At 40.1% G+C, this 8874-nt stretch carries 13 protein-coding genes and 2 pseudogenes; 5 read left to right on the top strand and 10 right to left on the bottom strand.

The features are described 5' to 3' along the window. Positions 1-1896: tetratricopeptide repeat protein (locus IM479_RS12680; RefSeq protein WP_287699443.1), on the bottom strand; the 1896-nt coding region annotated here is incomplete at its 3' end. Between the two features lie 65 nt (positions 1897-1961). Next, positions 1962-2111: a hypothetical protein gene (locus IM479_RS12675; RefSeq protein WP_287684558.1), complete on the bottom strand. Its 150-nt coding sequence runs from the start codon at positions 2109-2111 to the stop codon at positions 1962-1964. A 131-nt stretch (positions 2112-2242) separates the two neighbouring features. Here IM479_RS12675 and IM479_RS12670 point away from each other — a divergent pair, with 131 nt between their 5' ends. Together IM479_RS12670 and IM479_RS12665 are read left to right on the top strand one after the other, a co-directional pair. Continuing rightward, positions 2243-2428 (top strand): hypothetical protein, encoded by a 186-nt coding sequence (locus IM479_RS12670; RefSeq protein WP_287684559.1) that lies wholly within the window; start codon positions 2243-2245, stop codon positions 2426-2428. After that, positions 2421-2681 carry a type II toxin-antitoxin system RelE family toxin gene (locus tag IM479_RS12665; RefSeq protein WP_036385768.1) on the top strand — a complete coding sequence of 87 codons (261 nt, stop codon included), beginning with the start codon at positions 2421-2423 and terminating at the stop codon, positions 2679-2681. The genes IM479_RS12670 and IM479_RS12665 overlap by 8 nt, the downstream gene beginning before the upstream one ends. Before the next feature lie 157 nt (positions 2682-2838). Here the strand turns inward: IM479_RS12665 and IM479_RS12660 are convergent, their stop codons facing one another. The 5 genes from IM479_RS12660 to IM479_RS12640 all read right to left on the bottom strand — a co-directional run bounded on the left by IM479_RS12660 (position 2839) and on the right by IM479_RS12640 (position 4430). After that, positions 2839-3117, bottom strand: coding sequence for a hemolysin XhlA family protein (locus IM479_RS12660; protein WP_149107955.1), 279 nt, complete (start codon positions 3115-3117; stop codon positions 2839-2841). Positions 3118-3186: 69 nt separating this feature from the next. Beyond that, a complete protein-coding gene (locus tag IM479_RS12655; protein WP_287684560.1) occupies positions 3187-3507 on the bottom strand; it encodes a hypothetical protein in 321 nt (106 codons plus the stop codon). After that, entirely contained in the window at positions 3488-3748 is a 261-nt protein-coding gene (locus tag IM479_RS12650; RefSeq protein ID WP_286825628.1) for a DUF4926 domain-containing protein, read from the bottom strand. The genes IM479_RS12655 and IM479_RS12650 overlap by 20 nt, the downstream gene beginning before the upstream one ends. A 6-nt stretch (positions 3749-3754) precedes the next feature. Further along, on the bottom strand, positions 3755-4084 hold the full coding sequence (locus IM479_RS12645) for a DUF6883 domain-containing protein (RefSeq protein ID WP_286825629.1): 330 nt from the start codon (positions 4082-4084) through the stop codon (positions 3755-3757). 43 nt (positions 4085-4127) lie between these two features. Then, positions 4128-4430: a hypothetical protein gene (locus tag IM479_RS12640; protein ID WP_287684561.1), complete on the bottom strand. Its 303-nt coding sequence runs from the start codon at positions 4428-4430 to the stop codon at positions 4128-4130. Between the two features lie 88 nt (positions 4431-4518). Between IM479_RS12640 and IM479_RS22680 the strand changes: the two are divergent. After that, positions 4519-4660, top strand: a pseudogene (locus IM479_RS22680) (3-dehydroquinate synthase); the annotation flags it as partial. Here IM479_RS22680 and IM479_RS12635 read toward each other — a convergent pair. After that, complete coding sequence (locus IM479_RS12635) at positions 4634-5773, bottom strand: geranylgeranyl reductase family protein (protein ID WP_287079575.1); 1140 nt, start codon at positions 5771-5773, stop codon at positions 4634-4636. The pseudogene IM479_RS22680 and the gene IM479_RS12635 sit on opposite strands and share 27 nt — an antisense overlap. A gap of 239 nt (positions 5774-6012) precedes the next feature. Here IM479_RS12635 and IM479_RS12630 point away from each other — a divergent pair, with 239 nt between their 5' ends. Next, positions 6013-7197, top strand: a complete 1185-nt coding sequence (locus IM479_RS12630) for an AAA family ATPase (protein ID WP_287684562.1) — start codon at positions 6013-6015, stop codon at positions 7195-7197. Next, a pseudogene (locus IM479_RS12625) lies at positions 7197-7481 on the top strand (DUF4276 family protein); the annotation flags it as partial. The gene IM479_RS12630 and the pseudogene IM479_RS12625, both read left to right, overlap by 1 nt. Before the next feature lie 86 nt (positions 7482-7567). On the opposite strand, the gene IM479_RS12620 reads toward IM479_RS12625, so the two are convergent. Together IM479_RS12620 and IM479_RS12615 are read right to left on the bottom strand one after the other, a co-directional pair. Continuing rightward, positions 7568-7960, bottom strand: a complete 393-nt coding sequence (locus IM479_RS12620; RefSeq protein WP_287684563.1) for a DUF4278 domain-containing protein — start codon at positions 7958-7960, stop codon at positions 7568-7570. 154 nt (positions 7961-8114) lie between these two features. Then, positions 8115-8513, bottom strand: a complete 399-nt coding sequence (locus IM479_RS12615) for an FHA domain-containing protein (protein ID WP_287674245.1) — start codon at positions 8511-8513, stop codon at positions 8115-8117. Positions 8514-8874 lie beyond the last annotated feature (361 nt).

The raw sequence follows: 8874 nt of genomic DNA, 5'->3' as shown, positions 1-8874 counted from the left end.
TTCCGTGCAACCGGCGATCGCTTGTTCGAGATTTTCGGCTTTATCCCCTCTGATTCTTTCTGAGTAAGCATTAGCCAGATTATTCTGTGTCATTGCCCAATCGTAGGGAAATGCGTCAAAAGTCCTCACTTTCAAGGCTTCGGTGTAAAAGGCGATCGCTTGTTCGAGATTTTCGGCTTTATCCCCTCTGACTCTTTTACGGTAAGCATTAGCCAGATTATTCTGTGTACCAGCCCAATCGTAGGGAAATGCGTCAAAAGTCCTCACTTTCAAGGCTTCGGTGTAAAAGGCGATCGCTTGTTCGAGATTTTCGGCTTTATCCCCTCTGATTCTTTCTGAGTAAGCATTAGCCAGATTATTCTGTGTCATTGCCCATTGTTGGGGAAAAGCCTCAAAAGTATAAACTTTCAAAGCTTCTCGGTAGGAGGCGATCGCTTGTTCGAGATTCTCGGCGTTATCCCCTCTGATTCTGTTATGGTAAGTAGTAGCCAGATTATTCTGTGTCATTGCCCATTCTTGGGGAAGAGCGTCAAAAGTATGAACTTTCAAAGCTTCTCGGTAGGAGGCGATCGCTTGTTCGAGATTCTCGGCTTTATTCCCTCTGATTCTGTTATGGTAAGCAAGAGCCAGATTATTCTGTGTACCAGCCCATTGTTGGGGAAAAGCGTCAAAAGTATAAACTTTCAAAGCTTCCGTGCAACCGGCGATCGCTTGTTCGAGATTCTCTGGTTTATCCCCTCTGATTCTGTAAAAATAAGCATGAGCCAGATTATACTGTGTACCAGCCCAATCGTGGGGAAAAGCGTCAAAAGTATAAACTTTCAAAGCTTCCGTGAAACTGGCGATCGCTTGTTCGAGATTCTCGGCTTTATCCCCTCTGATTCTGTTAATGTAAGCATTAGCCAGATTATTCTGTGTCCTTGCCCATTCTTGGGGTAAAGCGTCAAAAGTATAAACTTTCAAAGCTTCCCTGTAACGGGCGATCGCTTGTTCGAGATTCTTGGCTTTATCCCCTCTGATTCTGTCATAGTAAGCAATAGCCAGATTATTCTGTGTCATTGCCCATTCTTGGGGAAAAGCGTCAAAAGTATAAACTTTCAAAGCTTCCGTGAAACTGGCGATCGCTTGTTCGAGATTCTTGGCTTTATCCCCTCTGATTCTGTTAATGTAAGCAGCAGCAAGATTATTCTGTGTCCTTGCCCATTCTTGGGGAAAAGCGTCAAAAGTATAAACTTTCAAAGCTTCCGTGAAACTGGCGATCGCTTGTTCGAGATTCTCGGCTTTATCCCCTCTGATTCTGTTAATGTAAGCAATAGCGAGATTATTCTGTGTACCAGCCCATTCTTGGGGAAATGCGTCAAAAGTAAAGACAGTTAAGGCGATTTCACAGCCGGCGATGGCAATTTCTTTGTTAATAGCAATGTTACCAAGGGGGAAGTTTTCGATTAAGCCACTAAAATTAACGATAACGCCAGCGATATATGCAGCTTCTTCTGTCTCAACGGATGATAGGGTATTCTTTGCCCAAATATCTAGAACATTTATCAGGTTTTCATCTAATTTATCCAGATTTTGCACTAGGAAAGGATAAGTTAACTGGGGGTTAGGATTCTCTTGGACTTTTTGTAAGACTTTTTTCAAGAAATTGAGAGCAAAATAGTCTTGTTGAATAAACGTTGTAATAGCTTGAATTGTCTGGTGTGGGGATTTATCTAAAACACGAGAAGGGGAAGATGAGTTTAAAGATTCTATTTTCCGTCTAAGTGAGGGAATAAGTGAGGGAAAGATTATCGATAACAACGCCAAAGGAATGCCAATGAAAACAACAGATAGAAGAATAATAAAACTTCTCAAAAGTTTGCCTAACAGTCGTAAAATCATTGAGAGTAATCGCATTTAATTATCTCCTGTCTTTATTGATAGTGTTAGAACAACTAGGGCGATCATCTTCCCGCTTCCCCCTATTGTTGCGCTACGGCTACCATTACCTCAACCAACCCCCGATCCAATAATTCCCGATTTTCCTGTAATATTCGGGGTTCATCGCCATCATTGCAGGATAATAGCTGATTAACGAGGTTTAGATAAGCTTGGGTGCGTTGTTCGTTCATGGGTTGAGAGAGGGTTGAACAGGATTATTCTTGATTATATTGAAAAAAAAGGAATTTTGCCTAAATCATGAATCATTTAAGAATCTCAATGTTAAGATAAAATGAGAAAACTAACTAGGATAAATACCATCATGACAACACCAACTCAACAAATGCAATTTCAACCGATTTTTGTTGAAGGGGATGAAACCGAAATTATTCCTCCTGAAGACATTGCCGAAAATGACGCAGCTTGGCAAGATTATTTAACAGGAAAAGATCAGGGAATCTCTTTAGAAGAACTTGAACAAGACTTATGGGGAGAAAACCTTGAGTGAGTGGCGTTTTCTTATTTTAAAACCTGCCCAACGCTATCTAAAACGGTTGTCTAAAACTGATCAAGAGCGTATTATTAAAGGATTGAAATCTTTATTAACCAACTCTGAAAATGCGGATATTAAGCCCCTTAAAGGAAGACCAGAATTAAGATTACGAATAGGAGATTATCGCTGTTTATTTTTTATAGATCAAGAAAATCGAATTTATATTATTACTCAGATTGGTACTCGCGGAGATATTTACAAAAAATAAAATAAATCTTTCACTCTATCCCCTATCAACTCCTAATTTTCCTGTAATATTCTGGATTCATCGCCATCATTGCAGGATAATAGCTGATTAATGAGGTTTAGATAAGCTTGGGTACGTTGTTCGTTCATTGTCTGTACTATGATTTTTGTGATTATATTTATGATTGAGGAAAGGGAAGAATAATATAGCGAATTATTGTTCCGAGTAAAGCCGTTCCCAAAATTCCAATTAACGTCCAAATTTGTGCCTTTTGAGAGCCTTTTATTTCCTTTGTATCATCTTTTAAACTTTCAATATCTTTTTCTAAACCATCGACTTTTTCCTCTAATCTAGCTTGTCCAATTTCTAGACTATTCAGACGATTATCAAGTTTTTCTAGTTTCTGATTAATTTCACCTAAAATTTCTTTGAGATCTTGTTCAATCGTAATTGACATCTGATGATTCTCCTAATAATGATGGTTATCAGTATTATTGTATATTTTGTCTCAAGTGCTTGTCAACGATTACGCCTCATTTTCCCTTCCTGCTTCCCTGTATTGTTTCGCTACGGCTACCATTACCTCAACCAACCCCCGATCCAACAATTCCTGATTTTTCTGTAATATTTGGGGTTCATCGCCTTCATTACAGGTTAATAATTGATTAATGAGGTTTAGGTAAGCTTGGGTGAGTTGTTCATTCATAGCGTTGTAAATGGTGGCGGTTAATTCAGTTATAAGCGATTCATCGGCAATCATCAAGGGTTGGGGATTGGTGGTAGGGTTGTCAGAAAAGCGATCGCGCTGTAAGTTACAATTACGATAATTAAGCAACTTCAAGTTCATAATGTAAAACAAGTAACTCATCTTCTTTTAAAAGAGCTATAGCATATTCCCGTCCTTGATTATCAGAAAATTCCACCAAATATTGCTTTTCTCCGTTTCGTTCATATACTTCCACTACCGTTCCAACTTGTCCACTTGGTAAGCTTTCTATAGACTCATATTCTGGTTCAACTAAAGTTAATCTTTCCTTAGTAACAGGATTGGTAATAGCCACAGTATCTAAAATTAAAATATTTTTCATATATTGTCACCTAATAAATGCAGAAATAAGACGAGGATTAGAATTAGTCGAAGTGAGTTCCCAAATAGTCCGAAGTTGCATTCCTTGCCGATCTGGTATAGTCCAATCTACCTTAAACTGTTGACCAAATTCTGTCTGTGCTTGCTGAACGACTTCACCTTCAATTGCTGCTAGTTGAATCATTGATAGTAATAATTCAGCATTTTCTTGAGTTATTCCTAAACGGGACTTGAAAACTCTAGCTTTGTTTTTACCGCTAGAATGTTCTGGATTTAAACAATAGTTGATTAACTTTTCCATAGCAATTTCTGCCTGTTCTCCGTTAGGTAATTTCATGTCTTTACAGTATCATTTGAACTAAGTTGCCTGAGGACTATGATTAAGGATTACCTGAAATAACGAATCTACCAACTGCTACTAAAAAACCTCCCACCGCAGTAATTAAAATACCAATTATTGTCCAAATTTGCGCTTGTTGTGATCTTTTAATTTCTTTGACATCTTCCTTAACAGAATTGATCTCTCCTCTTACAGAATTTATTTCTACTTTTAATACTTGTCTTTCGCCTTTAGCTTCTGTTAGCTGAATTTTTATATCTGTAACATCTTTTTGGACATTTTCTAGTTTTTGACTAATTTCTGTTAGAATTTTTTCAAGACTTTGTTCAATCATCACTGACATTTATTTTCTCCCCTAATCAGAAAGATTATTAATCATTATAGTCGATATTCAGAGAACTATTATCCTTCCTGCATCCCTGAATTTCGAGGCACTTACTGCCGATAAAAAGGTCAAAGATGGCAAAGATTAGATTTATTTTACCCACGGTGAGCGGGAAAGTAACCATCAGCGATCGAGTTACCTCCCCCATGGTAAGAGAAGTTTTACCCCCAACCAAATCCGGGCAATAGACGTTTTTTCAATTGTTGCATCGCTTGTTCCGTAACATCCCGGTATTTTAAATCTCCCACGAGAATACGTCCCATCAGTTGACCGGCGATCGGGCGTTTAACGGCGATATTATAGGCGATTTGGGTAAATTGATAGAATAAACCGGCTAATTTGGCCGCTAAAGCCATATCTTCCCCCCATTCTTCCCGAATTATCCGACTATAGTTCGCTAAAGCGCGATTATCCCCGGCTAAAGCTCGATCGATCGCCTCGGCTGCCTTAACTCCCGTCAAAATTGCCGGACGGATACCCTCACCGATAAGAGGATCGAGAATCCCCGCCGCTTCTCCTGTAATTAAGGCATTTTGGGCGTGTAGCGGTTGATTTCCGTTCCAAAGGGCTAAAGCATACTCACTATAGCGATAATCCTGTAAATTCCAGCCCTTTTGACGGGCATAATTTAACAGTTGTTTTTTCAGATCCTCGGATTTGATGCTGCCCTTAAAACAACCACCGCTAATTGTGTAACCATTAGACTTGGGAAAAGCCCAGATATAACCATTTTTTAGGGAACCAAAATCAAAAAAAGCTTTTTGGGGTGGAATAGTCGCTTCTGCGTTAGTAATTTCCAGAGCAGCACCGATCGCTTCGTTTTTCGCCGGTAATCCCAACCAGCGACTGGTATTGCCCCTAACACCATCGGCAGCAATCAGATATTTACCTGAAAATGTTCCTTGGGATGTGGTAACTTGCCAGTGATCTTGGATGAATTTGATCTGGGTAACTTCGCTGTTATCTTGGATGGTTGCCCCGACTGCGATCGCCTGTTGCCCTAAAAAATCATCGAAACGATCCCTTTGTACCATCCACATCGGTTCTAGCATATTTAACTTAGTGGTGGCGGCATCCCCCTGTTTCCAAGTAAACTCCACTTGGGTGACGGTATTCTCGATCACGGGGGTAAAGTCAAAATCAAACCATTGCTTAATTGCCGGGGATACCCCACCACCACAGGGTTTATAACGGGGTAATTTCGCTTTATCGAGGATCAGGATCGAACGTCCCTTTTTAGCTAGATGATAACCCGCCGTCGCTCCTGCTGGCCCCGCACCGATGATAATACAGTCAAACATTTGTACTAATTTAAGTCGTTGAACAAATTTATAGACAATTTACGCTATTTTGGGCAACTTGTGTTGAGTCTGGTTTCTTGTCCCTTCCTCAGGCGGTTGAGCTTGCCTCTCTAGTTTCTAGCTGATTTATCCCCCAATGTCCAAGAGAGCCTAATCTCTGGCTTTTTTTGGCTAATTGATCAATTATCTTCACCTGATCAATCGTATAATCAAAAAAACTATAACGGCTCGATTATGTCATGAAAATTGTTTCTATTAAAATAACCAACTATCGTATGTTTAAAAATATACACATAAGAGATATTCCTCCTTTTTGCGTGATTATTGGAGCTAATGGGACAGGAAAATCTACCCTATTTGATATTTTTGGCTTTCTGCGAGATGCCCTTAAAAACAACATTCGCCAAGCTTTACAAATTCGGGGCGGTTATAAAGAAGTTATTACCAGAGGTCAAGAAAAAGAAGATATTGAAATCGAGCTGCAATTTCGGATGAAAATCTCAGATACAGAACGTCTGGTTACTTATATACTCAGAATTGGACAAGAGGAAAATCGCCCCATGATCAAACGCGAAATACTTCGCTATAAACGGGGTGAACACGGTGCACCTTTTCATTTTTTAGATTTTCAACGCGGTCAAGGATATGCTATCACCAATGAAGAAGATTTTAGTAAACCAGATAAAGAACTCGATCGAGAAGAACAAAAGCTAGAATCTAACGATATACTAGCGCTCAAAGGATTAGGACAATTTCAACGTTTTAAAGCCGCTACTGCTTTTCGTTCTCTGATTGAAAATTGGCACATTTCCGACTTTCACATTAGCGAAGCTAGAGGAAGTAAAGAAATATCTTACGCTGAACAATTATCCCCCAGGGGTGATAATATGGCAACAGTTGCCCAATATATTTATCAACAATATCCCCAAATTTTTCAGCAAATTCTCGAAAGAATGAAACAACGAGTTCCGGGTATTTCCTCTGTGGAAGCCAAAGAAACCGAAGACGGTCGCTTGATTTTACGTTTTCAAGATCAAGCATTTAAAGACCCTTTTATTGATCGCTATGTTTCTGACGGGACTATGAAAATGTTCGCTTATTTAATATTACTATTCGATCCCAATCCTCATCCCCTACTCTGTGTCGAAGAACCAGAAAACCAACTTTATCCTACTTTATTAAAAGAACTAGCCGAAGAATTCGCTCACTATAGCTATCGGGGGGGTCAGGTATTTGTTTCTAGCCACTCCCCCGATTTTCTCAATGCGGTTCCACTAGCTAGTATTTTCTGGCTAATTAAATCCCAAGGTATCACCCAAATCCATAGGGCTACCGATAGCGAAATCCTCAAAAACTTAGTAGCAGAAGGCGATTTACCCGGCTATCTTTGGAATCAAGGCTGGTTTAAAGGAGTAGCACCATAATGAACTATAATATCGTATTTTTGCTAGAAGAGTCATCTATAGAAAATGTGTTAAACGAACTTTTACCTAAAATTATTCCCCCAGAAATCAGCTATATATGTATTAGTCATCAAGGTAAACAAGACCTAGCCAAATCTATTCCTAAAAAACTCAAAGCTTTCAAGAAATCTAGTCCCAATACCAAATTTATTATTGTTCACGATCAGGATTCCCACGATTGTCAAAAACTCAAAAAGGAACTAGGGGAAATTTGTCAAAATGCCAGTGATGCTCAAGTCTTAATAGTGAGCGGGGGGAAGATTTAGGCATTTTTGCGCCCAAAATATTCCCCCCGGCAGAACCGAGGGGAAAGTGGGGAAAAACCGCTAATCTAGCAGTTTAAGGCTAAGTCTTGGGATTCTTTTTTCAAGAGATTAACGAGGTTTTCGTCACCATTCTCTTGAGCGATTTGTAAACGACGTTCCAGACGAAGACGAATATTGTTCAGATGGACGTTAGAAAGGGTTTCCTCTTGGACGACAATAGGGGATTTGACAACCGGTAACGGACAAGTGTTGGGGATGACTTGTCCGGCAAGATGAGGACGGGTGCTGTAGGCAACTCCACGATACTGACGATGCAGTTTCGGCTCTAATTGGAGCATATGGCGAGGATAATGGTGATTCCAGTGTTGAACTCGGTATTTACCCCCGATATCTCCAGTATTCATCTCCAAGGGGAGAGAATCCCTTTCGTGCTTAACTCCTCGATAGACTAACGTCATATCACCGACTCCCTGCAATGCTTTAAAGTGACTTTAATCCCCCTTGTCGCCCCTATATAGGGACAACAAATGAAAAGATCTTATTTATTATTCTGTATTTATTTTTACATTTTGCTAGGCAAATTGAAAAAACTTTATAAAAATTTAATATTTTCTAGCTGGCTATAGTATCCTTTTCTGGCTGGGTTTGGTCGCCCACCAAAGGAGCCTCTAGGGGTTTGAGGATTAATTTTGGTTGCTCGTCCTCATCGATGAGATGAATTTGAATTTGCGGGCCAGAGGTGGCTAAACGAACCACCATACCATCGACGACGGCGGTTTTCTCGAGCGGTTTGCCATTGAGAAACGTCCCATTTGCCCCTAAATTTTCCAATTCCCAATTATCGCGATCATTATGGCGGATTTCTAAGTGCCGCCTCGAAACCACAGCACTATAGAGAACTACATGATTATCCAGCGCCCTGCCGATGAGAATGGTTGATTGATCATTGTCAAATTGCCAATGTTGTAGGGGCGTGGCTTGACTGGGGTGTAAAAGAGTTAAAGTGATCACGGTGACTATTGGCGACAAGATAGGGGCGGTGGACAGGGTAAATCTTATTTGCTGTCAAGAGATTCATCCTTGCCATTAAGTCTTAAGTCCTAGCAATGAAAATCTCTAGTTACTTGACTAAGCCTTTTCTTTCTATTGTCTCACACTTTCGTTTTCCCTCTGAACCGACCTCCCCCAGAAAATCTAGCCACTTCGCCCTAGTATTAATAAAACTGATGGGGTTTGACATCCTCACCGCCGTAAAACGGACGGTGATTCCCAAACCTCACGATTTAGGTTTCTGCTTCTTTCCCTTGCGGGGTTTCGCACCTGCCTTAACAGATTTACTCTGTTCTGGTCTTATGGTCGCTCTACAGACTGA

Source organism: Microcystis sp. M165S2 (assembly GCF_020245885.1).
Taxonomy (GTDB): domain Bacteria; phylum Cyanobacteriota; class Cyanobacteriia; order Cyanobacteriales; family Microcystaceae; genus Microcystis.
This window is presented reverse-complemented; position numbering and strand designations above follow the sequence as displayed.

Excerpts from the sequence above, each read along its gene's own strand:
- IM479_RS12675 (WP_287684558.1), bottom strand. The coding sequence starts at position 2,111 with ATGAACGAACAACGCACCCAAGCTTATCTAAACCTCGTTAATCAGCTA.
- IM479_RS12670 (WP_287684559.1), top strand. The coding sequence starts at position 2,243 with ATGACAACACCAACTCAACAAATGCAATTTCAACCGATTTTTGTTGAA.
- IM479_RS12660 (WP_149107955.1), bottom strand. The coding sequence starts at position 3,117 with ATGTCAATTACGATTGAACAAGATCTCAAAGAAATTTTAGGTGAAATT.
- IM479_RS12655 (WP_287684560.1), bottom strand. The coding sequence starts at position 3,507 with ATGAACTTGAAGTTGCTTAATTATCGTAATTGTAACTTACAGCGCGAT.
- IM479_RS12650 (WP_286825628.1), bottom strand. The coding sequence starts at position 3,748 with ATGAAAAATATTTTAATTTTAGATACTGTGGCTATTACCAATCCTGTT.
- IM479_RS12645 (WP_286825629.1), bottom strand. The coding sequence starts at position 4,084 with ATGAAATTACCTAACGGAGAACAGGCAGAAATTGCTATGGAAAAGTTA.
- IM479_RS12640 (WP_287684561.1), bottom strand. The coding sequence starts at position 4,430 with ATGTCAGTGATGATTGAACAAAGTCTTGAAAAAATTCTAACAGAAATT.
- IM479_RS12635 (WP_287079575.1), bottom strand. The coding sequence starts at position 5,773 with ATGTTTGACTGTATTATCATCGGTGCGGGGCCAGCAGGAGCGACGGCG.
- IM479_RS12630 (WP_287684562.1), top strand. The coding sequence starts at position 6,013 with ATGAAAATTGTTTCTATTAAAATAACCAACTATCGTATGTTTAAAAAT.
- IM479_RS12620 (WP_287684563.1), bottom strand. The coding sequence starts at position 7,960 with ATGACGTTAGTCTATCGAGGAGTTAAGCACGAAAGGGATTCTCTCCCC.